General features: G+C 31.8%; 31 protein-coding genes, 1 tRNA gene and 2 rRNA genes. 17 read left to right on the forward strand and 17 right to left on the reverse strand.

Translation table 11 applies throughout. The features are described 5' to 3' along the window. Positions 1–187 precede the first annotated feature (187 nt). Together EU98_RS05180 and EU98_RS09840 are read right to left on the reverse strand one after the other, a co-directional pair. Positions 188–370, reverse strand: a complete 183-nt coding sequence (locus EU98_RS05180) for a hypothetical protein (protein WP_032515604.1) — start codon at positions 368–370, stop codon at positions 188–190. Between the two features lie 2 nt (positions 371–372). Continuing rightward, entirely contained in the window at positions 373–513 is a 141-nt protein-coding gene (locus EU98_RS09840; protein WP_193743007.1) for a hypothetical protein, read from the reverse strand. Between the two features lie 379 nt (positions 514–892). Here EU98_RS09840 and EU98_RS05175 point away from each other — a divergent pair, with 379 nt between their 5' ends. Continuing rightward, a complete protein-coding gene (locus tag EU98_RS05175; RefSeq protein WP_032515605.1) occupies positions 893–1,090 on the forward strand; it encodes a hypothetical protein in 198 nt (65 codons plus the stop codon). A gap of 29 nt (positions 1,091–1,119) precedes the next feature. Then, on the forward strand, positions 1,120–1,968 hold the full coding sequence (locus tag EU98_RS05170) for a CPBP family intramembrane glutamic endopeptidase (RefSeq protein WP_241466385.1): 849 nt from the start codon (positions 1,120–1,122) through the stop codon (positions 1,966–1,968). Between the two features lie 255 nt (positions 1,969–2,223). Here the strand turns inward: EU98_RS05170 and EU98_RS0108895 are convergent, their stop codons facing one another. Then, complete coding sequence (locus EU98_RS0108895; protein WP_032515607.1) at positions 2,224–2,472, reverse strand: DUF1651 domain-containing protein; 249 nt, start codon at positions 2,470–2,472, stop codon at positions 2,224–2,226. A 72-nt stretch (positions 2,473–2,544) separates the two neighbouring features. Then, positions 2,545–2,973 carry an alternative ribosome rescue aminoacyl-tRNA hydrolase ArfB gene (gene arfB / locus EU98_RS05165; RefSeq protein WP_032515608.1) on the reverse strand — a complete coding sequence of 143 codons (429 nt, stop codon included), beginning with the start codon at positions 2,971–2,973 and terminating at the stop codon, positions 2,545–2,547. Between the two features lie 204 nt (positions 2,974–3,177). Here arfB and EU98_RS0108900 point away from each other — a divergent pair, with 204 nt between their 5' ends. Both EU98_RS0108900 and EU98_RS05160 read left to right on the forward strand, forming a co-directional pair. Then, positions 3,178–3,414, forward strand: a complete 237-nt coding sequence (locus tag EU98_RS0108900; RefSeq protein WP_025914197.1) for a hypothetical protein — start codon at positions 3,178–3,180, stop codon at positions 3,412–3,414. Positions 3,415–3,643: 229 nt separating this feature from the next. Beyond that, positions 3,644–3,988, forward strand: a complete 345-nt coding sequence (locus tag EU98_RS05160) for a hypothetical protein (RefSeq protein WP_032515609.1) — start codon at positions 3,644–3,646, stop codon at positions 3,986–3,988. A gap of 100 nt (positions 3,989–4,088) precedes the next feature. Here EU98_RS05160 and EU98_RS05155 read toward each other — a convergent pair whose 3' ends face one another. The 3 genes from EU98_RS05155 to EU98_RS05145 all read right to left on the reverse strand — a co-directional run bounded on the left by EU98_RS05155 (position 4,089) and on the right by EU98_RS05145 (position 5,349). Beyond that, positions 4,089–4,361: a small RNA NsiR4-regulated ssr1528 family protein gene (locus tag EU98_RS05155; protein ID WP_025890449.1), complete on the reverse strand. Its 273-nt coding sequence runs from the start codon at positions 4,359–4,361 to the stop codon at positions 4,089–4,091. A gap of 67 nt (positions 4,362–4,428) precedes the next feature. After that, positions 4,429–4,878, reverse strand: a complete 450-nt coding sequence (locus EU98_RS05150; RefSeq protein WP_080725814.1) for a peroxiredoxin — start codon at positions 4,876–4,878, stop codon at positions 4,429–4,431. A 300-nt stretch (positions 4,879–5,178) separates the two neighbouring features. Further along, on the reverse strand, positions 5,179–5,349 hold the full coding sequence (locus EU98_RS05145; RefSeq protein WP_241466387.1) for a hypothetical protein: 171 nt from the start codon (positions 5,347–5,349) through the stop codon (positions 5,179–5,181). A gap of 478 nt (positions 5,350–5,827) precedes the next feature. On the opposite strand from EU98_RS05145, the gene EU98_RS05140 reads away from it, so the two are divergent. Beyond that, positions 5,828–6,094: a TatA/E family twin arginine-targeting protein translocase gene (locus EU98_RS05140; protein WP_032515612.1), complete on the forward strand. Its 267-nt coding sequence runs from the start codon at positions 5,828–5,830 to the stop codon at positions 6,092–6,094. 4 nt (positions 6,095–6,098) lie between these two features. Then, positions 6,099–6,491 carry a hypothetical protein gene (locus EU98_RS05135; RefSeq protein WP_032515613.1) on the forward strand — a complete coding sequence of 131 codons (393 nt, stop codon included), beginning with the start codon at positions 6,099–6,101 and terminating at the stop codon, positions 6,489–6,491. A gap of 11 nt (positions 6,492–6,502) precedes the next feature. Here the strand turns inward: EU98_RS05135 and EU98_RS05130 are convergent, their stop codons facing one another. After that, positions 6,503–6,820, reverse strand: a complete 318-nt coding sequence (locus EU98_RS05130) for a hypothetical protein (RefSeq protein WP_032515614.1) — start codon at positions 6,818–6,820, stop codon at positions 6,503–6,505. Between the two features lie 91 nt (positions 6,821–6,911). Here EU98_RS05130 and EU98_RS05125 point away from each other — a divergent pair, with 91 nt between their 5' ends. Beyond that, positions 6,912–7,127 carry a Nif11-like leader peptide family natural product precursor gene (locus EU98_RS05125; protein ID WP_032515615.1) on the forward strand — a complete coding sequence of 72 codons (216 nt, stop codon included), beginning with the start codon at positions 6,912–6,914 and terminating at the stop codon, positions 7,125–7,127. A 1-nt stretch (position 7,128) separates the two neighbouring features. On the opposite strand, the gene EU98_RS05120 is transcribed toward EU98_RS05125, so the two are convergent. After that, entirely contained in the window at positions 7,129–7,614 is a 486-nt protein-coding gene (locus EU98_RS05120; protein ID WP_032515616.1) for a hypothetical protein, read from the reverse strand. A gap of 326 nt (positions 7,615–7,940) precedes the next feature. Between EU98_RS05120 and EU98_RS05115 the strand changes: the two genes are divergently transcribed. Continuing rightward, positions 7,941–9,470, forward strand: a complete 1,530-nt coding sequence (locus EU98_RS05115; RefSeq protein ID WP_032515617.1) for a phytoene desaturase family protein — start codon at positions 7,941–7,943, stop codon at positions 9,468–9,470. Between the two features lie 117 nt (positions 9,471–9,587). Beyond that, positions 9,588–9,791: a hypothetical protein gene (locus EU98_RS05110; protein ID WP_032515619.1), complete on the forward strand. Its 204-nt coding sequence runs from the start codon at positions 9,588–9,590 to the stop codon at positions 9,789–9,791. Positions 9,792–9,802: 11 nt separating this feature from the next. Here the strand turns inward: EU98_RS05110 and EU98_RS05105 are convergent, their stop codons facing one another. Then, the gene (locus EU98_RS05105) at positions 9,803–10,093 is read right to left on the reverse strand and encodes a TIGR03894 family protein (RefSeq protein ID WP_032515620.1); all 291 of its coding nucleotides are present in this window, start codon (positions 10,091–10,093) and stop codon (positions 9,803–9,805) included. A gap of 90 nt (positions 10,094–10,183) precedes the next feature. Next, positions 10,184–10,390, reverse strand: coding sequence for a hypothetical protein (locus EU98_RS05100; RefSeq protein WP_032515621.1), 207 nt, complete (start codon positions 10,388–10,390; stop codon positions 10,184–10,186). A gap of 300 nt (positions 10,391–10,690) precedes the next feature. Between EU98_RS05100 and EU98_RS05095 the strand changes: the two genes are divergently transcribed. Then, complete coding sequence (locus EU98_RS05095) at positions 10,691–10,999, forward strand: hypothetical protein (RefSeq protein WP_025890437.1); 309 nt, start codon at positions 10,691–10,693, stop codon at positions 10,997–10,999. Positions 11,000–11,271: 272 nt separating this feature from the next. On the opposite strand, the gene EU98_RS09845 is transcribed toward EU98_RS05095, so the two are convergent. Next, positions 11,272–11,412, reverse strand: coding sequence for a hypothetical protein (locus EU98_RS09845; protein ID WP_193743008.1), 141 nt, complete (start codon positions 11,410–11,412; stop codon positions 11,272–11,274). A gap of 155 nt (positions 11,413–11,567) precedes the next feature. Here EU98_RS09845 and EU98_RS05090 point away from each other — a divergent pair, with 155 nt between their 5' ends. Continuing rightward, complete coding sequence (locus tag EU98_RS05090; protein WP_032515622.1) at positions 11,568–12,077, forward strand: alternative oxidase; 510 nt, start codon at positions 11,568–11,570, stop codon at positions 12,075–12,077. Here EU98_RS05090 and EU98_RS05085 read toward each other — a convergent pair. Next, a complete protein-coding gene (locus EU98_RS05085; protein WP_032515623.1) occupies positions 12,074–12,508 on the reverse strand; it encodes a hypothetical protein in 435 nt (144 codons plus the stop codon). The two genes, EU98_RS05090 and EU98_RS05085, sit on opposite strands and share 4 nt — an antisense overlap. Before the next feature lie 365 nt (positions 12,509–12,873). On the opposite strand from EU98_RS05085, the gene EU98_RS09850 reads away from it, so the two are divergent. Next, a complete protein-coding gene (locus EU98_RS09850) occupies positions 12,874–13,011 on the forward strand; it encodes a hypothetical protein (RefSeq protein WP_193743009.1) in 138 nt (45 codons plus the stop codon). Positions 13,012–13,462: 451 nt separating this feature from the next. Beyond that, entirely contained in the window at positions 13,463–13,711 is a 249-nt protein-coding gene (locus EU98_RS05080; RefSeq protein ID WP_032515624.1) for a DUF3104 domain-containing protein, read from the forward strand. 66 nt (positions 13,712–13,777) lie between these two features. Here the strand turns inward: EU98_RS05080 and EU98_RS05075 are convergent, their stop codons facing one another. After that, entirely contained in the window at positions 13,778–14,668 is an 891-nt protein-coding gene (locus EU98_RS05075) for a GNAT family N-acetyltransferase (RefSeq protein WP_032515625.1), read from the reverse strand. Between the two features lie 156 nt (positions 14,669–14,824). Between EU98_RS05075 and EU98_RS05070 the strand changes: the two genes are divergently transcribed. The 4 genes from EU98_RS05070 to EU98_RS05055 all read left to right on the forward strand — a co-directional run bounded on the left by EU98_RS05070 (position 14,825) and on the right by EU98_RS05055 (position 18,225). Then, the gene (locus EU98_RS05070) at positions 14,825–16,216 is read left to right on the forward strand and encodes an aldehyde dehydrogenase family protein (protein WP_032515626.1); all 1,392 of its coding nucleotides are present in this window, start codon (positions 14,825–14,827) and stop codon (positions 16,214–16,216) included. A gap of 72 nt (positions 16,217–16,288) precedes the next feature. Beyond that, positions 16,289–17,050, forward strand: coding sequence for a LysM peptidoglycan-binding domain-containing protein (locus tag EU98_RS05065; RefSeq protein WP_032515628.1), 762 nt, complete (start codon positions 16,289–16,291; stop codon positions 17,048–17,050). Positions 17,051–17,129: 79 nt separating this feature from the next. Then, positions 17,130–17,339: a photosystem I reaction center subunit IV gene (locus tag EU98_RS05060; protein WP_011817817.1), complete on the forward strand. Its 210-nt coding sequence runs from the start codon at positions 17,130–17,132 to the stop codon at positions 17,337–17,339. A gap of 4 nt (positions 17,340–17,343) precedes the next feature. Continuing rightward, positions 17,344–18,225, forward strand: coding sequence for a DNA-formamidopyrimidine glycosylase (locus EU98_RS05055; RefSeq protein ID WP_032515629.1), 882 nt, complete (start codon positions 17,344–17,346; stop codon positions 18,223–18,225). 43 nt (positions 18,226–18,268) lie between these two features. Here the strand turns inward: EU98_RS05055 and rrf are convergent. The 3 genes from rrf to EU98_RS05040 all read right to left on the reverse strand — a co-directional run bounded on the left by rrf (position 18,269) and on the right by EU98_RS05040 (position 21,654). Beyond that, positions 18,269–18,385, reverse strand: a 5S ribosomal RNA gene (gene rrf, locus EU98_RS05050). Positions 18,386–18,449: 64 nt separating this feature from the next. After that, positions 18,450–21,325 (reverse strand): 23S ribosomal RNA (locus tag EU98_RS05045). A 256-nt stretch (positions 21,326–21,581) separates the two neighbouring features. Further along, positions 21,582–21,654 (reverse strand) — tRNA-Ala (locus tag EU98_RS05040). Positions 21,655–21,665: the final 11 nt, after the last annotated feature.

Consider the following 21,665-nt stretch of genomic DNA (forward strand, 5'->3'; position numbering starts at 1 on the left):
CTAAATTTCAGGCGGACTATCAATCATTTAGATTGCCTCCGAACTCAACATCTATAAATTACTCCTTTTTATATTTTCAGTAAATCCGTAAATATGCTGATTTACTTTTTTCTTAATTTGTAAGAGGATTTTAATGATTCTTTGTTTTTTATAGATAAATCTAAAATTTAAAGTCTATAATCCTTAGTTATTCAGATTCATAAAGCAAAATAGATTCAATTATTCTTTTATCACTATCAGAAAGTTTATAATCTTCTAATTTCCACTCAACAAACTGTACACACTCATCAATAGAAGGATTCTTATCCCAGCACTTACGCCACCCTCTAATCCAATCTGCCAAGGCAAAAGTTATTTTTGTAGTAAGCATATTTACCAATTAGGATAATTAAAATCTCTGCCAGTAGGTTCTTCATAAAATCCCCCCTCCTTTATACCTTTATAATATTTTTCAATAATCTTTTTAGAAGAAGCTATTGAGGGAACTAAATCTCCTAAATATATTGACTCCATCGTAATTGATATAATGATTTAAATTATTTATTCTTCTATATAAGAATTCAATAAATAGATTATCAATATTCATTATGGATTTCATCAAAAAGAACAAGATCTTAACATTAATGGCGGTAATTGCAGTTTTATCATTTGTATTAGAAAAAGTAGGCATAATACACCCTTAAATTAATTAAGTTTATTTGATAAATACTTCCTAATGATATAAGTAAACAGATACTATTACTGCAAAAATAAGCAATGGAGATAATAATGTAAAAATTAAAGTTGAAAGATTAATAAGCATAAATTTTAAATAAATACACAAATTTAATAAACATCACTTTTAAGCATTTGCAATAAGTAAAATTTAAATTATTACGATATAAAAAAACATTTGATTAAAGAGAGATATAAAGAAGAATATGAAGAGGGCTCAGACTTACTATGGCCTAGTGATAAAGAAGATAAAATAACTCGGCAATTTTATAAAGATTTATCTATTCTTTCAAATAACATAAACTATAGTAAGAAGAAAAAGCTAAAACTTTTTGAACAAGTAGTTAGAATATTAAAAGGCAAAGGCTGGGGTTAATTGATATTCAAATTAAAATGAAAAATGTAATGATACTAATTAGAAGTTTTTTTCTTTTAAGACCAAGATTTTTATCCACTATATTTTTTATTCCTATTCTTTATGGCATTGGCTGGGCTTTATCTCAGCCACTTTTATTGTTTAATTTTGAAAAAGAAAATTTATCCTTAATTGGTACTATTATTACTTTCTTACTTTTTATCCTTTTACTTCCATATTGGTTTTATATCAAAAGAAACAAATCAAGTGCTTGGATAATTCTTGGGATAACAAAAGACAAATTCTTAAAAAACTTTGTCAATTTTTCTCAAGGTATTTTATTTGCTTTAGTTTTAATAATTCTAATTCTGGTACCACTATTGCAAAAAAATTATATTTCTTGGATAGGTGAATTCTCGCCAATAATATTGTTAAATTCCATTATACTGGGATTAGGTGTTGGATTCGCAGAGGAAATAATTTTTAGAGGCTGGTTACTTGAAGAATTAAAATTTGAATATGGCACAAAAATATCAATATGTTTGCAAGCTATAATTTTTAGCTTCGTTCATAATTTATCAAATGAGATCTTTTGGGACATAGCAGGATTACGTTTGGGATTTATTTTACTTGGGATATTTCTATCATTAGTAAAAATTAGAGATAAAGGTTCTTTATGGAATTGCATAGGAATTCATGGAGGACTTGTGGGCATTTGGTTTTTATTGAATAACGGATTAATAGAATTCAAAGAAAATACACCTTCTTTTTTAGCAGGGCCTTCTACACAAAATGTTCCGAACCCAATCGGAAGCTTTAGTGCAATTTTAATATTACTTTTGTTATGTATTTTTTATACAGTAAAATCAAAGAAGATTTTTACTAGACGTTTTAATTAGATATAAATACGGATTGATTTTTGATTAGTAATTGTCATATTAAAATAAAGCTTAATATTCATATGAACTTTGAGGCAGGAATAAGGTTTATTGTGTTTTTAATAATTTTTGGAGTTACAAACTATCTAATGATGTTGAGAAGATATGAAAACGACATCAAAAAAAAGAAATATTTACAGGAGAAAAAAATTTCCAGGCTATACCCTAAAGGTTCATTTATTTTCTGAAATTAAAAAAGGTTTTTGTAGAATTTCCTCACCATTTTTTATTAGTTTTTTGCCAACCTTCATTTAACAATTTTTGCCATAATAATCTTGCTTCTTCAATAACAATTTTTTTTCTAGTTTTCATTAATGGAGGATTTTCACCATGTATTCCCATAATAATTCCTTCTTCAATAAACATATAATCAATAGATTTATCAGAATTATCTATATCTTTGTAGAAACGCATCACCCCTACAAAATTGGAGTCAATTAACCAGAAATCATTAGTTGTATTCAAAAATCCAAAATGAAATTAAATTAATAATATGCTTTCATTACAATTTGCGAGGGAAATATTTATTTAGTTTATTCAAATTTGATATGTTTTTTCTTTTTGTCTACTTTTTTTCAATTCGCCACGTTTTTTCTTAACCTCAACTCTTATCTTTTGTGATGCTTTAGTGGGTTGTGTATATTTTCTTAATTTAAAAGGTTTATTTAAAGCATTTTTTATTATTGAACTAAATTTCATTAAAGCTAGCTGCCTATTTAATAATTGATTTCTGTGTTCTTGAACCGCTAAACGTAAGCTATTATTCACTAATTTATTTTTCAAGTTTCTCTTAAGAATTTCTTTCTGATAATCATTTAATACTTTGGAATCTTCTAAATTAAAAATAATCTCTACTCTGCTTTCAATTTTATTTACATTTTGTCCTCCAGGACCGGAGGATCTGGAAAATCGCCACTTAATTTCGTTGGATGGGATTACTAATGTTTTAGTAATTTTTAAATCCATTTTTAGTTCTTTTTGATTTAGATCTTTAGAATCATCTCCTTAATACTTTAAAACATACCTTAAAATTCGATCGGTAAATACTGGGCGGTTAAGTTAGGTAAACCGAAATTCGGTGTATTTGCCGTATCAATATCTTCGGTATTTATCCTTTCATATTTCAAAGAATTATCAGATATTTAATTTGTACTAATTCAAAGGTCACTTATGTATTCAATGTTTGATCTTCTTTTTGAAACACCTTCATATCGCCCTGTATATGTTATTTCCGATAGTGAAATGAAGGAGTTAAAGAAAAACCAACATCAAGAAGAGCTTGATGAAATTAAAACACAAAAAGTAAGACTTGAAGATGCTTTTAAAGCTCAACTAAAACATCTTGAAGAGAGAGAAAAAGAAGTAAAAAAAGAACTTAAAGTACTCTCAGCCTCAAAAGATAAATAATTTATTTTTAGAGAAATTACTTTTTTCAAAGACGGTTAAAAACCGTCTTTTTTAATTCTTATAGTTTTAAGGGATATAATAAATCCACAGATTTTAAAAATATTTTCCATAATTAAAAAATGAATAACAACAAAGAAAAAATAAGAATGTTCTTACCCTTTAGTTGGGTAATCTGTGCAGCAATATCTTTTGCTTATATAAATTCGCATTTAATAAATACCTAATATAAATGTCATATCCCTCAAGAGACGAAATACTTGCATCTTCAAAAGGGTGGGTAGCGTCTTTTTTAAATTTTCTTCCTGGTTTAGGATCGGGTTACTTATATCAAAGAAGATGGAAACCCTATTTTTTTACCCTCACTGCTAGTACTGCTTGGTTCGCTTTAGGTATTTTTTTACAAGGTGATTCTGAGCCTTCTCAAAATGAACAAATAATTGGAATTTCTGGTCTTTTTTTCATATCAATAGTTACAGTTATAGAAGCCAACTTGGCTTTCAAAAAAGCAAGTAATAAAACAAAAGCTGAAAAAGAGAAAAGAATATCCACTACCAAAAAAGGATGGTTTAAATAATTCAAAAAATTAGATCTAAAAAATATTTTGTTAGTTCTAAGTTTTTTAATTTAAGTAAAAAAATCCCATATATTATTTTTAAGATAATTTAAAATTTTTTTTAGTTATAAAAAAATAAAATTTCCTTTTCTTTGAGACCTTCCCATCCCGAGTCTATTAATAATTGATTCAATGTTTCTTTATCAAAATGCTTAGAACCCGTTTTGACGCATCTATTTCTCATTGATTTTTTAACACCACTCCTTTTTCTTTTATTCTCCTCATCCATAATTCTATTGTATAGATCTAGCATTTTCTGAGGGATTGGAGTACCGTCAAGATCCACTCCATTTTGAATAGCAAGATCAACAGCCTGCATTCCCATTTTCTCCATATATTAAAAAAAAGCTGAAACTATAATAAAACAAAACTAATTAATCTAAAGTTCTTTGAATAATAATTTATTGATTTTGAATTTCCTTAAGTACTCTAATAGCCTCTTTAATGTGTTCAGGACCATTCAATAAATCTCTAAAAATATGCCTAACTGTTCCTTTGCGATCAATAACGTAAGTTACCCTACCATCCATGAAACCTAATACTTTAGGAACTTTAAAAGTTTTCCTTAGAGAGTCATTCGTATCACAAAGTAATGGATATTGTAATTTATTTTTATTAGCAAATGCCAAATGACTTGAGGTACTTCCATTACTTACTCCCCAAACTTGTGCCCCTAATACTTTAAATAAGTCATATTTATCTCTAAATCCGCAAACTTCTATAGTGCAACCCGGCGTATCATCTTTTGGATAAAAAAACAAAACAAGGGGGGTTTTTAAACCCTTATTTGATCTTTTAACTCCATTTTGATCCAGTAAAGAAAATTCTGGAATTTTTTCTCCAATCTGCAAAATGATTCTTATAAAGTTCCATATTAGAGGTTAATATGTTTTTTTTGTGGCCTTAAAGTAAATAACTGATATTAAAGTCAGTTTTTTTGTTTTAAAAGATACTAAAAAATTATTGAAATAAACTAGGGTGAATTTATTAATTCAATAATATGGAATTAATAATTTATATTTTTTTATTTCTAATTCTTTTTTTGGGAGTTATTTTTAACTTAAAAATAACTAATTTTAAAAAAATTAAAGAAATACGAAACAAAGCCAAATATTATTCAAAAAAGAATAATTAAAAAAGTATTGCTAAGATTAAAATTCAATTTTTTCATTTGGAGTAAATACTGAGCAATATTTTTTTACTAAGTCCTTTGACTGACTAGTGGAAGAATTCATTAATTTTAATTTTAGTTTTTCTATAGCCTCATTAGCATTAATCTCACCTAGTCGATATCTTGCACACGTATCCAATACTTTAAACATTTTTGTGGTAACGGCTTCAGCTGGATAAATTAGAAAAAAAAGGTAAAAAACAACAAATAAGTACTTCATTTTTTTTTAAGTAGTAAATATTTAGCGAATAGTTTCAATAATTTAGAAAAAAATTAACTTAGAAAAAGATTAAAATTTAATAAAATAATCTAATTTGAGTAGAATCTAGGATTTCTATATAATAGTAATAATAAAAGAAATTAAGATAAAATAAGTGATAGCAATAAATAATCTCGGTAAAAATGAGAAAATTAATAGATAAACATATAACTCTTATAAATTGGTACCAAAAAAAATTCAAATTGAGTGATTATCAATTACTTTGGTTAGTTTTCTTTAAAGGAGTAATAATAACAATAATATTTGTCAAAATTTTTTAATATTAAAAAAGCTCTTCAAAGAATGAAATTTTCACATGATTTGACTATATTTAAAAGTAGATTTCCTAATAGTTAAATAATTATCAGTTATGAATATTTTTGGCGTAGGTTTGCCTGAAGTTACTGTAATACTTATCTTAGCTCTTTTAATTTTTGGTCCAAAAAAACTTCCAGAATTAGGTAAACAACTTGGTAAAACTTTGAAAAGTCTTAAAAAAGCGTCGAATGAATTTCAAAATGAAATCGACCAAGTTATGAACGAAGAAGATAAAGATGAATCTCCTAAATCTATAGAAAGCAATCAAACCAACGAAATTAATCAAAAAAAAATAGATTCAGAAAACAGCAAAAAATAATATCTTGGATAGGCCCATAACCCCCGTAGAGGAATTTGAAAGAGCATTAGATAAAGCAGCTCTTACTAAAGAGGAATATGAATTGATAGAGTATATTCGCTATACAAGTGTTTTTACACAACCTAGTCTTGTTAAAGATTTAAAAAGGCCATCAAAACCTCCTCTTTTGTCAGTTCTATGTCAAATTTGCAGAAAAATTGGTTCGGAAATGCCAGATCATTTCAAAAAAGTAATTGAGTGGTCAATTGAAATAAGTGATCACAATACAAAATGGGATGCTCATTTAATTTGCGCAGAGGCAATGAATATAGACAAAATTCCATTAAGTCCTATCCATGGAACAACTTTATTTGATGTTCTTGTTGTACACAAAGAATTATTTCTTGGATTTGATTGAATTAAATTAAATTAATCATCTAAAGGCACAGAATCAGTATCTATAACTTCCGCATCATCATACTTATTTATTTTATTTTCAATCCAGTTATTTATATAACTAACTAGAGGTAATGAACCTCTAAAAATAAAAATAGAGGTAGGCAAAGCGCTTAATAAACCGACTATAGGACTTTTAAAAAGTAATCTTCCGGCTTTTATGTTAAATAAAATAATAAGCGCTGAGGGAACTATAACTTTAACTACTGTTTTGAGCGCCTCAAGCCAACCGACACGATATGTCCACCATATTAAAATTATGCAAACTATATAGAGAAATAAGTAAGTCATAAAAATAGTATAATAACTATCTATTTATCTTGTTCTTGCTAAGAAAAAGATTTTATAAATTTCTTTAACATCAATCAATCGAATTCTACTAATGAGTTTTTCTGAAATAAGAAAATTTTTAATTAAGATGCAATCTGATGAAGAATTAAAAAAGCAGGTTACGACAGCCTCTACAGCAGATGATGTAGCCCTGATAGGTCAACGCTTAGGTTATGACTTTTCAGGAGATGATCTCTTAAGATTTAATGGACAAAAAGTTGATAAAGTTACCGTAAGAAAGGTAGATCATCCAGGAGAATACCACTAAATTAAGACTTAACCCATATTGCAAGCCCTCCGCCCCTGCCGCGAGCACATAACCAATTATCTTTAGTGCTAATTCCTACAAGTGAGAAAAAAGGCATTTTTTTATCTTCTGGTTTTTTTAATTTCTTATTAAATACAAGAAGGCTACTAATACTAATTTTCAATTCTTCAAAATAGAAAGCCAATAAAGGTCTAATACCTTTTAATTCTGCGCTGCCTATAAAAGTAATATTTAATAAGCCGAAATTAATTGAATTTTTTATTTCGTATTTTATTTGATCATCTTTATTTTTACCTTTCAATTCGAGTCTTGCCGACAATACTTGGAGAATCGAACTGGGTATATTTTTGATTTCATCTGACTTCTTTCCCCATACATACTTAAACTTCCATATTCCTAATAATTCCTCATATACAATTCCGGTACCATTTTTTTGGGATTTTTTTTCTAATAGTTTTATCTCATTAATATCAGGAAAATGTTTCATAATAGATTTTAATCTAAGAATCAAATACTAAGATAACTTCATAAAAAATGTTCTTAGTTAAAAAATCTCTCCAAAAAAGATTTCTTTGTTTCAATATATTTTCAAAAAAATAATTTTTTGGCACACATAAGGAACAAGATCTCGTTAGTATGTTTACATAAAGTAACTAAATTAATGGACTTCATCTCTAAAAGCCAAGGATACATACCTCTAAAAGCTGTCCCTTACATATTTTTCCTTGCTGTTGTTCTAAGTATTACAACTACAACTAATACATTTGTCTAAAAAAGCATAAGTTTTTACTTGAAGAGTAAAGTTAATATTTAATGAAAAAGTACGATGTTGTAATAGTTGGTAGTGGAATAGGAGGATTATGTTGTGGCTCAATTCTAGCTTTATCAGGTAAAACAGTTCTTATATGTGAAGCACATACCCAGCCGGGAGGTGTTGCACACAGTTTCAAAAGAAAAGGCTACACTTTCGAATCAGGTCCTTCATTGTGGAGTGGAATAGGTAAGTGGCCGACAAATAATCCCCTAGGGCAAATTCTTAAATTACTTGATGAAGAAGTAGAACTATTTCAATACAAAGGTTGGCAAGTAATTGTCCCAGAAGGCAATTTTAATCTTGATGTTGGGGAAGAACCTTTTAAAAAAACAATTAAAACTTTAAGAGGTGAGAAATCTGTTAAAGAATGGGAATCATTTATTTCTGGAATAAAACCTCTGAGCCAAATAATAAATGAAATACCTTTACTCTCATTTTCTCCCGAATCAATAAATTTCTTAGATCTAATAAATTTAACCTCAAAATTTTTACCTAATATCAATCAAATACCAAAAATTAATAAAGGCTTTGGGAATTTAGTTAATAATTATCTAGAGGATCCTTTTCTGAGAAATTGGGTTGATTTGTTGAGCTTTTTGATAAGTGGTATGTCAATGCATGATACAAATACAGCTGCGATGGCTACTTTATTTAACGAATGGTTTGAACCAAATTCATATCTTGAATACCCCAAAGGAGGTAGTGAATCTATCGTAAAAGCCTTAACTAATGGATTTAAAAAAAATGGAGGAGAATTAATTCTTTCTTCGAGAGTAAAGACAATTAACTTCAATAAAAATTTAGCCACAGGTATAACTCTTAATAATGGTTCTAGTTATAGTTGTGAATCTGTTGTCACGAATACTGATGTTTGGAATTTAAAAAAGTTAATTCCAAATGAAATTTCAAAAAAATGGAAACCCAAAGTTTTGAACCCTAATAAATGTGATTCTTTCCTTCATATACATCTAGGTTTTGATGCTGATGGTCTTGAAAATTTGCCAATACATGCGATACATGTGGATGAGTGGGAAAAAGGTATAACCGCAGAAAGAAATATAGCTGTATTTTCAATCCCATCTGTTTTAGATAAAAATATGGCCCCTGAAGGAAAACATGTTCTTCATGGATATACTCCCGCAAATGAACCTTGGGAAATTTGGGGAAACCTAAATCCAAAGGAACTAGAATATAGAAATTTGAAAGAAGAAAGATGTTCAATATTCCTTAATGCAGTGCGAAAATTCATCCCTGATATAGATGAAAGGATTGATTTAAAGATGCTAGGAACCCCAATCACTCATAAAAAATTCACCAATACCTATTGCGGTAGTTACGGCCCTGCATTATCTGCAGCAAAAGGTCTTTTCCCAGGCTGCAAAACTCCAGTGAAAAATTTATTTACTTGCGGTGCAAGTACATTTCCAGGTATTGGAATTCCTGCTGTTTCAGCAAGTGGCGCTTACGCAGCTGAAAAAATTATTGGTAAAAAAGAATTCAAAACTCTTCTTAAGAAAATAAATTTATGAATCAAGTTCTTTTTTATAACTCTACTAATACTTAGTTAAGAAATAAGAATAAAGAAAGCAAAAAGGTTCAATAATGATAATCTTTATCTGAACATAAACTTAACTTATAGCTCTTATATGTTTTTCTTATCAATTCCTCAAGCCTGGCATTTAGTTGGCACTTGGTCAGAACAACTTCCAAACGAGTCAAATCTTATAGGAATGGGCCAAACAGAATTAATGATGACTTTACATTCAATATTCGTTCCTCTCTTTCTTGTAATTTCATATTACCTATTCAATAGAATTAATAAAAACGAATCAAAGAAAATCAAAGGATGATAGTTTAAGGTTTATTTAGCTGAACTTCTTCTGACTACTTTTCTGCCAGTGGAAGTATCAACTCCGCTTGAATCTTTAGTTTGTGGATTAGTTTCAACATTATCAACATCACTTTTATCCATTTCTGCGCAAACACCTACTACCATGGCAGCTTGCATTTGATCTGGTAAATCTCCAATAGTTAATAAGGCCTTTAAAACTAATTGAAGCCGAGTTTGCCGATCTATTTCAGGTCTTAGTTTTTTTACGGTATTCCAAAGTTCTTGGGTAACTTCTTTTAAAAGTTCTCGATCAACAGCCAAATTAAATCCTTCTTGTATTTCTACTAATCTAACAAAAAATTGGATCTCGTAAAATAATATTCAATAAAAAGATTGTAAGTTAATATTTTTCTATCCGAATACAAGTTGCATTTGTTGGTGCAATTCATTCTTCTCTTGCAAAAGTTTATCTTTTTCAATCTTTTTTAGAGTAAGAGTTCTATAAAATTTTTTTTGAATCTTTATTGGAGTATTTTCATACTTTACATTTTTGCTTATTAGAGAATTCCACTCTTTTGAATTAAAAGGGGCATAAGGAGAAGATGAAATCACTTTCATGTCTTAACAATACATCTGTACTAAGAGTAGTACAGATTTACTATTATGCAACAATTGTGTCGACTTTTCTTAATTTTAAAGTGTCTTGGAGAATGGATTGATTTTTTTTATCTAATTTTTAGGAATTATAAGTTTGATAAATGAATAAAAGTATCATCAGTAACTTATTGATCCCTTTTTTTAGTGTCTTAAGACTTTTCTTGCTTAAAAACCTCTTAAAACAGTTAATTTGTTGAAATTAACATTGACAAGATATATTTAGTAATCCTTCCTATAAAAAGAATAATAAATTGATCAAAAATGCTTCTTAGTAATTCTAAAAGACTAAAAATCCAAGGAATAATTAAAAGAATTGCTCAAGATAAATCAATTACATTAGAAGAAAGGATATATGTTGAGAAATTTGCACACCATAATTCGACAATTTCTCTTTGGCTGAAAAAAGCTAACAGCTTTAGAAGGAATGGTACAAAAAATGATGGAGGGATTGATAACCTCTTACAATCATTTGGGATAGATGGACTAGATAAAGAAAATCATTTCAACCCAAATGAAGATGATATATCGGATTGGTTTGGCGGTGCTCCTGGTTGGCTAAGGAGAAGCTAGATCCATTAATTATTCAATTTACCCAAGCTATCTTACACAAATATATACTCATAGAAGATATGAATACCCAAAAAACCCATGGTATAAATTTAATCGGCACTAAATATTTTTTTGAAAAGGTTTTCATATAGATTTTTCTTTTAGATTATTTCTTCCTTACCGTTTTTGAGAATAGGTTTAATTGCTCTATTTATAAATTAAACAATATTCGAAACCTCAAAGATATTAAATCGCTTTAAATAGATAAAGTTAATCAGCCTTATCATCGCAATCTAAGCAACTTGATTTTCAATGCTCCTTGAAAAATTTACTATTTTTGCCTCATCATGGTCTGAATCATTCCAATATTTGATGAGTCTTTCTAATTCATCAATCCTCTTTTTAGCATTTGCAATTTTTTCAGTAGTTGTCATATAAAATTTTTATCTATCCAATTAATGCATGAAAAAAAAATATTTCAATGAAAGTAACAATTTTTAGACTATAAAGATTAATTTTTGGTTAATTACTTCAATATATTATGGCCCTCGAGTGACTAAGTAATTATACTTAAAGAAAAACTAAATTTATGAAGAAATTAAATTCTTTGATTTTGAATAGTACAGTTAAATTCTTAGACTTCATATACTCTGGTAGATCTTTACAAAGATTTTGGGTTTTAGAAGTTATAGCTAGATCACCTTATTTTGCATTTCTCTCAGTTCTTCATTTTAAAGAATCCCTAGGAATTAAAAATGAGAAGACAATGATTTTAATGAAAGAACATTTTTATCAAGCTATTAACGAAACTGAGCATCTTAAAGAAATGGAGAAAAGAGGAGGAGATAGGTTCTGGATTGATAGATTTTTTGCGAGACACCTTGTGCTTGTCTATTACTGGGTCATGGTTTTTTATTATTTCCTCTCTCCGGCTAATGCTTATGATGTCAACATAAAAATCGAAGAACATGCATTTGAAACTTATTCCAAATATTTAATAGATAATCCAAATGACCAAAAAATAAAAGAAATTGCTCAAGATGAATTAAATCATGTCCAAGAACTTAACCAAGCCTTGTCAATGCTTACAAAAGTTTAGCTTAGTGCTGAGAAATCTATTAGCAATATTGTGAGCATCACCGAAGAAGAAATTAATCCTAGGCTAATCATTAATGAGACATAACCTTTTTTTCTAGGCAATTTATAAAAAGATATTCCAATAATTAAAATCATTATTAATGCGAAAAAAATTATAATTTTTTCATTTACTAAATTAAGATGTATAACTAAATTTTTTTCTTCAAAAAATTTGAGAAATTCAGATAAAACTAATTCTTCTTCTATTTTCTTAAAATAGTCAAATAAGCTTATAAAAGCAGAACTTAATAAAGATAATGCAACCAGTGCAGTAACTGGTTTTGTTAACCTGTTTAGTGTTCTGTTAAAACTTGCTAATAAAATAAGAATAAATAAAGAGGTTACTAAAGGTATTAAAGGTATAAGAGTTGTTGAATTTATGAAATTTCCCACGGAAATAATATGTATCTAACTTAAAATTTTATATTATTTCGACGCGTTATTTTATTAAATAAGATTTTTTAAAATCTAAAATGTAATTAGTACCTATTGCATTCTGTGTAAATTGATACCAAAATTGTATTAGTATTGAAAAATAAAATGTTAGCCATTTCTGAAATTATTATTGCAAGTGCTATCTTCCTAGGAATTGTATATTGGGAAGTTAAATTCCTATATACCAAAACTACTGTAGCGAAATAAATTCACTCAAAACAGGAAAATTAAAAAAGTAGAAAATTTAAATAAAATTTAAGAATTTAAGTTGACAAAAAAAGCTATAAATATGAGAGAATAAACACAAATATAAAGTCCCTCTAATGAGCGAAGTCCAAAACCCTAATACTAACTCAACTCAAGAGCAACAGCAGCAACAGCAGCAATCCTATTCAGACAGCAAAATTAATTCTGCTGAGAGCGAGAGACTTTATCTAGAGATGAAAGAAGCTTGGCTTTAAATTTAATTCGTGTTTGAAATAATATCCCTATAATTTTTTTTTAATTTTGAATTAATCAATACTTTTTTATTTCCTATACCCTTTAAATTCTATTTAACAGCAAGGGTAATTTTTGAGAAAACTAAAGCAGTTAGAAAAAATTAACGGAAGGCTCGCAATGGGAGGGTTGATATATCTAGTTTTTACAAAATTAGTTTCCAACCGTGCCGACATATTAGACCAGCTTAAATCTTATTTAATTTAAAAAATGAATTGGAAATATTATCCAGGAATATTTCTTTCTATATAAGCGTCAGTTAAAGCTAGGATTAACCCCAATAATGTTGAAAATATAGCAATTTCAGTTGATTCCATTTTATTTTTGAATTACCCCTAGTTTGCTAAATAATTCAAAGCTCAGCAACAAAACTAATAACCTACTATAGTACGTATATACTATTAGTTATTTATTGTGAGCTCGGCAACTCCTGAGTTTCTTTTCGTTAGGCCTGGGGATTATGTCGCAATTAAAAAAGAAAATTGCGAAGATACTAAGGAAAAGGATGGAAATTATTGGGTCGGTCAAGTTATCGACTGTATTGGAGGAGCTAGAAATCCAAATTCATGGACCTTGTTTCAAGTTGCCAATATTGACAATGGAGAGATCACTATAATCAACGCCGATATTGTAGAAAAAATTTTGAAATCTTCTGGAAGTTAATCTTAATCAAACAAATTTCTTTCAGTATTACAGAAACAAAAGGGGGAATGAACGCTTTAAAGGAGATCACCCAAGTTCCAAGCAGGCAAGTCCATATACTTGATTCATAGGGCAGGGAGGTTGAATGCCTTTATACATTCTGTAAGTTTTTGATATTTCCTCAAATCCCAAACTTGATAAAAGATAATTTGCATAAGGGTTCAGATTAGAGCAATCCAATAAGATTTGAGCATCTAAATCACCAACTAACTCCCTTATTAATAATTCAGCAAGTGGTGGAGTATCCGCTAAAAGTGGGCCAATTCTCCAGCCTTGTTCATTATCCTCCAATACACAAGGTCTTATCCTGCCAAATCCATGGCACATCCCATTATTATCGACAATTGCACTGACATTACCATGAGAATTTTTCAACCAGTCATTTAGAAAATGTGGTCTGGGACTAGGTTCTCTTTGAGCATCATAAATTAAGACTGCTTCAGCAGAAATTTTATTACCCGGGACAACTTTAAAAGAATGAAATTGATCATTATAGAAATTTCTCAATGGCAAATCTTGAGAACCATTTAATTTCCATCGATTTGTAATGGAAGATTTTCTAAAACTCCACTTTGCGTAATCATTTAATCTATTTGGGGCAGCCTCAAGACCAATACAATCAACATTTTTCAAATATTCGAGGGCATGTTTCCATAATCTCACTCCATATCCATTATTCCGAAATTCTTTTTTAACGATAAATAAACCTATAAAACCATACGAGGAATTATATTTTATACACGCAATAGAGCCTATAGGATTATTGTCTAGACAAGCTACCCATACCCCTTGTTTATCTGTATTTCTATAAATTGATAAATCATCCATTCCAGGAGAAAATCCTTCTAACCTTGCCCAGTTTGTGACTTCTGGTATTTCATTTATAGATATCAATCTAATTGAAAAATTTTCCCTCATAAAAATATACTAACCAAGTAAAATTTGAATTTTCAAAAGCAATATTAATAAATTTGATTATTTCTCATGAATCATTCGCTTTGATTTAACTGCCTAAAAACCTTAGTTATTTATAATTTATCCTCTGATATATTTAATACTATTCAAAGGTAAAAAATGAAAATTTCTGATAAATTTCATTTAGAAGACATCTATAAATTAAAAAATACAGTTCTCACTGGTAAAACTGAAGATATAAAATGGCGGATCCATCATATCAATATAGTTTCTAAACTTTTGGATGAAAATAAAAAAGAGATAATTAAATCACTTTTTGTTGATCTCGGCAAATCTGAAATTGAAGGGCTTTCAGAAATCCTTTTAGTGAAAGAAGAAATTTCACTTATAAAAAAGAAACTCAATTCTTGGATGCGACCAAAAAAGATTGATACCCCTTTTTATCTTTTTCCATCATCCTCCAAAGTTATTTATGAACCTCTTGGGTGTGTCTTAATTCTTGGTCCTTATAATTATCCATTACTTTATATTTTAAAGCCATTGGTAAATATTTTCTCAGCAGGAAATACTGCAGTTATAAAACCATCAGAGAAATGTCCTGCGACCTCAAAACTTATTAAAAAGCTTACTTCCAAATATTTCCGTAAAGATGTCCTAATGACAGTAGAGGGTGATAATAAACAATCCATAAAATTAATTGAACAAAATTTTGACCACATTTTTTTTACAGGAAGCACTGAAACTGGAAAATCTATAATGAAATTAGCTTCAAAAAACTTAACTCCATTAACTCTTGAGTTAAGCGGAACAAATCCTGTAATTGTTTTCAAGAATGCAAATTTAGAAGTGGCTGCAAAAAGAATTGTTTGGGGTAAATTTTTTAATTCTGGTCAATCCTGCATGGCTCCGAATCATATCTTTGTAGATAAAGAAATTGAAAATATTTTTATAGAAAAATTAAAGAAATACATAGTAAATTTTTACGGAGATAATCCAATTATTTCCGAAAACCTATCAAAATTGGAGAAAAAACAATTTACATCAACTGTAGAAATTCTCAAACAATATGAAAAAGAAAAAAGAATTTTATTTGGGGGGACTTTTAGCAAAAAAAAGTTGAAAATATCTCCTACAATTTTGAGAACTAAATTAAATGAAACAGATATTTTGCAGAAAGAATTATTCAGTTCACTACTTCCTGTAGTTGGAATTAATGATAAGGAATCAGCTTTAAAACAGATTAGTCAAACATCAAAACCCTTAGCAATCTACTTATTTGGAGGCAATAAAAAAATCCATAATCATATTTCAAAAGTAACAAGCTCTGGAACAATTTGTATAAATGATGTGATGTTACCAGTCCTTATTCCAAATTTACCTTTTGGAGGCGTTGGGCAAAGTGGTATTGGTAAATTTCATGGAGAAGAAGGTTTTCGAAATTTTTCAAATCAAAAATCTATTACTTTTAAAGGTTTTTTATTTGATTCAAATCTGCGGTACCCCCCCTATGAAAGAGTAAAGAAATTTTTAAAGTTTATTTTTCAGGTTTAAATTACTTAAATTGTTTTCAAAAACCTAGCGATTTTAAATTTAAAGATTATCTTTAAATAAATAGTGAGTTTTATGAAATTTGCATTTTTAGTAATTGCCATATTTATTAATTTTTTTAATCAATCATTGATAAAATCAGAAGAACAAATAATTCCATCAAAAAATAAAATTGAGAATTTTGCTAGAAACGAATCAATTACTGAAGAAAAAACTGAAATAAAAAAATTTCATATTGTAAAAAGTGGAGATACGATATCAAGTATTTCAAAATTCTATTCAATTAATAAAGATTTAATTATTAAATTGAATAACTTAAAAGATGAAAATTATATCTTTGTTGGCCAAAATCTTATTATCTCCGAATCTTCTGAAAATCTTACAAAACAATCAGATTTAATTAAAAATTATCATATTGTTCAAACTGGTGAAAATCTTACTGAGATATCAAACAAATATGATTTAAAAGTAATCGATCTGATAGAGATTAATAATATCAATAATCCTGATTCAATAAAAATTGGTCAAAAGCTCACAATAAGAAAAAAGAACACAATTAATTCAGAAAAATATGAAACAACCGAAAATAAAAAAAATAATGACTTAATTGAGTTAGATAAAAAAATTTATGGTCCTATAATTATCCAAAGTAAATCATATAAAGATATTAAAGGTAGAAAAGTTTTAAACGTTCTAAATCAAGAAAATAAAAAACTGATTATTTCAATCAATTGTGATAAAAATGAATTAGATGTAAGAATACCTGGCAGGAAATGGATGGGAAGTAAGCCTGTTAAAGAAGAATTCGAAAATAATTTAATAAATGATTTTTGTTAAAACTTTAATTAATATGTGTGAATAATTTGTCTAAGAATATTAATGATGAGTTATTCTACAAAAAGTTAAATTAATAGTAATGGCTATTTCAAGAGGAGATCTCGTAAGAGTAAAAAGACCAGAGTCATATTGGTATAATGAAATCGGTAAAGTTGCTTCAGTTGATACCTCAGGCATTAAATATAACTGCGTAGTCAGATTCGATAAAGTAAATTACGCAGGGATAAGCGGAACTGATGGTGGAGCAAATACAAATAATTTTGCTGAAAGTGAATTAGAGAAAGCTTAAATAATTGCCTGAATTACCTGAAGTTGAAACAGTTCGAAGAGGTTTAGAGCAAAAACTTAATAACTTTATTATTAAAAAAGTAGAAGTCTGTAGATATTCAACTGTTGCATTCCCAACAGACAAAGAAGAATTCATTCAAGGGCTTCGGAACTCACTTATTTATAAATGGGATAGAAGAGGAAAATATTTAATAGCCCAATTAAAAGAAGTACAAAATGAGAAGAATACACAACTTCCTCTAGAAAATTCACAAAATAATGGATTTCTTGTAGTTCATCTAAGAATGACTGGATATTTTAAATTTATTGAAAACTCAAGTCATCCCTGTAAACATACAAGAATAAGATTTTTCGATAAAAATAATAATGAGCTTAGGTACATTGACGTAAGAAGTTTTGGTCAAATGTGGTGGATTAATAAAGACCTATCGCTTGACAAAATAATTAAGGGATTAGGTTCATTAGGACCAGAGCCATTTTCTAAAGACTTTAATGCAAATTACCTTAAGAAAGTTATTTCAAAAAGAACAAAATCTATAAAAGCTATCTTATTAGATCAAACAATAGTGGCAGGTATAGGTAATATTTATGCTGATGAAAGTTTATACTCTGCTGGCATCTCACCTTTTAGAGAAGCTCGAACAATAAAAAAGAATGAATTAATTAAGCTTAAAGAATCAATCGTAACTATATTAAAAAAAAGTATTGGTTCTGGAGGGACGACATTTAGCGATTTTAGGGACTTGGAAGGAGAGAATGGAAATTTTGGTTTGCAGACAAATGTTTATAGGAGAACTGGAAAAGAATGTCGTAAATGTGGAAATTTAATTGAAAGACAAAAAATTACTGGAAGAAGTACCCATTGGTGTCCTAAATGTCAAAAATAAAAAAGGGCTTACTCAAGAAGAGTAAACCCTTTTAAATATTTTTACCTGGCATTGAGCTATTTTCTCAAGGGGCTACCCCCTAAATATTTTCGCCGCTGATGCGTTTCACAACCGAGTTCGAGATGGATCGGAGTGGTTCCACATCGCCATGAACACCAGGATAGGTTGAACCTTGAGAACTGCATAGAAAATTATATAAATTAAAAACAATAAATTAAGTTTATTTGGTCAAGCCCTCGGTCTATTAGTACTCCTCCGCTGCACTTGTTACCAAGCTTCCACGTAGAGCCTATCAACGGGTGTTCTTCCCGTGACCTTACTGGCTTAAGCCATGGCAATACTCATCTTGAGGTGGGCTTCCCACTTAGATGCTTTCAGCGGTTATCCACTCCGCACATGGCTACCCAGCGTTTACCGTTGGCACGATAACTGGCACACCAGAGGTGCGTTCCTCCCGGTCCTCTCGTACTAGGGAGAAATCCTCTCAATATTCCTGCGCATACACCGGATATGGACCGAACTGTCTCACGACGTTCTGAACCCAGCTCGCGTACCGCTTTAATGGGCGAACAGCCCAACCCTTGGGACCGACTTCAGCCCCAGGTTGCGATGAGCCGACATCGAGGTGCCAAACCTCCCCGTCGATGTGAACTCTTGGGGGAGATCAGCCTGTTATCCCTAGAGTAACTTTTATCCGTTGAGCGACGGCCCTTCCACGCAGAACCGTCGGATCACTAAAACCGACTTTCGTCCCTGTTCGACTTGTAGGTCTCACAGTCAAGCTCCCTTCTGCTTTTGCACTCAACGACTGATTTCCAACCAGCCTGAGGGAACCTTTGTGCGCCTCCGTTACCTTTTAGGAGGCGACCGCCCCAGTCAAACTGCCCATCAGATACTGTCCGCTTCCCGGATAACGGGTAAGCGTTAGAACCCTAGCTCTGAAAGAGTGGTATCTCACCGATGACTCAATAATGCCCACAAGCACTATTTCAACGTCTCCCACCTATTCTGCGCATTCAGAGCCCGAGCACAATATCAAACTACAGTAAAGCTTCATAGGGTCTTTCTGTCCGGGTGTATGTAGTCCGCATCTTCACAGACAATTCTATTTCGCCGAGCCTCTCTCCGAGACAGCGCGCAAATCGTTACACCTTTCGTGCGGGTCGGAACTTACCCGACAAGGAATTTCGCTACCTTAGGACCGTTATAGTTACGGCCGCCGTTCACCGGGGCTTCAGTCGCCAGCTTCACTAAAAGCTAACCAGCTTCCTTAACCTTCCGGCACTGGGCAGGTGTCAGCCCCCATACATCGTCTTGCGACTTAGCGGAGACCTGTGTTTTTGGTAAACAGTCGCTTGCGCCTCTTCACTGCGACCAGCTCTCGCTGGCACCCCTTCTCCCGAAGTTACGGGGCCATTTTGCCGAGTTCCTTAGAGAGAGTTATCTCGCGCCCCTCGGTATTCTCTACCACCCCACCTGTGTCGGTTTCGGGTACTGGCATTTGTGTCTTAACGAGTGTAGGGCTTTTCTTGGAAGTATGACATCACCAACTTCGCTGCCGTAGCAGCTCGTACTCACGCCTTAGCTCAAGATGTTTTCTCCATCTCTCAAAGCCTCGAACGCTTGAACCAGTAACCAACATCTGGCCTGGTTAGCCTTCTCCGTCCCCCTTCTCAAAACACATCTGGTACAGGAATATTGACCTGTTATCCATCGACTACGCCTTTCGGCCTCGCCTTAGGTCCAGACTAACCCTCCGCGGACGAGCCTGCCGGAGGAACCCTTAGGGTTTCGGGGCATGGGATTCTCACCCATGTTTTCGCTACTCAAGCCGACATTCTCACTTCTATGCTGTCCACGTCCGCTTACGCTAACGCTTCACCCTACATAGAACGCTCCCCTACCATAAATAAATTTATCCGCAGCTTCGGTATAACGCTTAGCCCCGTTCATTTTCGGCGCAGGATCGCTCGACCAGTGAGCTATTACGCACTCCTTTGAGGATGGCTGCTTCTAGGCAAACCTCCTGGTTGTCTGGGCAATCCCACCTCCTTTATCACTTAGCGTTAATTTTGGGACCTTAGCTGGCGGTCTGGGCTGTTTCCCTCTTGACTATGGAGCTTATCCCCCACAGTCTGACTGCCTAGTTACACACAGGGTATTCAGAGTTCATATCGATTTGGTACCGCTTTCGCAGCCCGCACCGAAATGGTTGCTTTACCCCCCTGCTGGAGCACTAGACGCTACGCCTCAACGTATTTCGGGGAGAACCAGCTAGCTCCTGGTTCGATTGGCATTTCACCCCTAACCACAGCTCATCCGCTGAATTTTCAACTTCAGTCGGTTCGGACCTCCACTTGGTATCACCCAAGCTTCATCCTGGCCATGGTTAGATCACCAGGGTTCGGGTCTATAAACACTGACAAACGCCCTATTAAGACTCGCTTTCGCTGTGGCTTCACCATTTCCGGTTTAACCCGCCAGTGCCTATAAGTCGCCGGCTCATTCTTCAACAGGCACACGGTCACCCGATTAGTCGGGCTCCCATTGCTTGTAAGCTCACGGTTTCATGTTCTATTTCACTCCCCTCCCGGGGTTCTTTTCACCTTTCCCTCGCGGTACTGTTTCACTATCGGTCACACAGTAGTACTTAGCCTTACGAGGTGGTCCTCGCAGATTCACACGGAATTCCACGTGCTCCGTGCTACTCGGGATACAGCTAGGTCAACTTATCTTTCGATTACGGGGCTTTCACCCTCTGTGGCACGCCATTCAAACGTTTCTTCTAGACTTATTGATCCATATTGCTGTCCCACAACCCCGATAGTCAAGACTATCGGTTTGGGCTGTTCCCCGTTCGCTCGCCGCTACTGAGGGAGTCGTTATTTACTTTCTCTTCCTCCAGCTACTAAGATGTTTCAGTTCGCTGGGTTAGCTCGCACCAACCTATATATTCAGTTGGCCGTACATGGGGTTGCCCCATTCGGAAATTCCCGGATCAAAGTGTGCTTCCAACTCCCCGAGACTTATCGCAGGTAACCACGTCCTTCATCGCCTCTGTGTGCCTAGGTATCCTCCGTGAGCCCTTTGTAGCTTGACCAATAACTTCAAAATTGAAGCATCAGCTTAATAGAATTGTTATTAATGCATTCGCACAAATAATAAATCTGCATCATAAAAGATGCTAATTGTCTTTAAAAATAATCTATGCAGTTGTCAAGGTTCTCTGAAAACAATGAAATTAATTCAATGAGTCCAGCATCTTAATAATTTAATTAGGAAGCTAGATTCGTTCAGAATTTGATCACAACTCAATACATTTCCTTTCTACAGATTACGAAAGAGGTGGTAATCAGTGGAGGTAAGCGGACTCGAACCGCTGACATCCTGCTTGCAAAGCAGGCGCTCTACCAACTGAGCTATACCCCCAACATAGAGAT

Source organism: Prochlorococcus marinus str. MIT 9314, assembly GCF_000760035.1.
Classification (GTDB): Bacteria; Cyanobacteriota; Cyanobacteriia; order PCC-6307; family Cyanobiaceae; genus Prochlorococcus_A; species Prochlorococcus_A marinus_B.